Origin of the sequence: Vibrio sp. Vb0304 (genome assembly GCF_033338995.1) — a bacterium.
Classification (GTDB): domain Bacteria; phylum Pseudomonadota; class Gammaproteobacteria; order Enterobacterales; family Vibrionaceae; genus Vibrio; species Vibrio alginolyticus.
This window is the reverse complement of sequence record NZ_JAWOTT010000310.1, coordinates 1-1,101: the sequence shown is the minus strand read 5'-3', so window position 1 is coordinate 1,101 and position 1,101 is coordinate 1. Positions and strand designations below refer to the sequence as shown.

The window sequence follows — 1,101 nt, the reverse complement described above, 5'->3', positions numbered from 1 at the left end:
TGAGATTGACGCGGCCGTGCTGGCCATCCCCTACCCTTGTGACGGCTTGTTAACGTTAGAGTTTTGGCAAGAAGACTTTTACTGGGTCGCGCTCGATGGGCAAATGCACACAGACAAAAGCAGCATTACGTCCGAAGAACTCCAAGAAACCAACCTCATGCTGCTTAAAGAAGGCCACTGCCTCAAAGATCATATTTTGGATGCCTGCCGCCTCTCTGAACAAACCTCCAATCAGGAATACCGTGCCACCAGCCTAAACACGTTAATTCAAATGGTAATGAGCGGAATGGGCACAACCTTGATCCCGGAAATGGCACTGGAACAGCTCGTCACGCACTACCCAGTATTATCGGCAGTGCATTTAAATGAGCCCGGCCCTCACCGCAGAATAGCCCTCGCGTTTCGCCCAAACTATGTGGACGTTTCCACTCTCGAAGCGCTTTCCCGTATCGCGAAGCAATCTCTCAAATACTCTCGAAATCAAAATCGTTTAAACCCAGCAGCATGCCGTTACCTCGGTGTGCTTTGTGTGCTTTGTAGGCGTTGATATTTGCTATAGACAACGCCTTCCATTCAGTAATCAAAATTTCCGAACGTTACATTCATTTTTATCATTTTTACAAATCAGAACATCTATCCAATACTTTTTTTAGTTGTTTGCTGACGGCTTATAAAAAGTCGTGAAACCAGATGTAATGAGAGGAAGCTAGCATGACGCACATCGATATCGGCATTGATAGAGAGCACCGATTAAGCACCGCAGAGGGCTTGAAGCAGCTCTTGGCAGATTCTTACACGCTCTATCTGCAAACGCACAACTTCCACTGGAATGTGGAAGGCCCGAACTTCAGAGAACTGCATCTCATGTTCGAAGAACACTACACCGAACTTGCGACGGCTGTAGACGAGATTGCCGAGCGCATACGCACACTGGACGTTCCCGCACCCGGCACGTTTAAAGAGTTCGCCAAACTCAGTGTAATTGAAGAGGTTGAAGGCGTTCCAAGCGCGACGGAAATGGTCGACATACTCACACACAATCACGAACAAGTCGTAAAGACCGCACGTAAAGTGTTAAAGCTAGCCCAACAAGCGGATGAC

Annotated in this window: 2 protein-coding genes; both read left to right on the top strand. The window is 47.9% G+C overall.

What is annotated here, in order from left to right; all coding sequences use genetic code 11:
* A partial coding sequence (locus R7P35_RS25870) for a LysR substrate-binding domain-containing protein (RefSeq protein ID WP_318093317.1) occupies window positions 1-547 on the top strand: 547 nt, incomplete at its 5' end.
* Between the two features lie 164 nt (window positions 548-711).
* A partial coding sequence (locus R7P35_RS25865; RefSeq protein ID WP_318093316.1) for a Dps family protein occupies window positions 712-1,101 on the top strand: 390 nt, incomplete at its 3' end.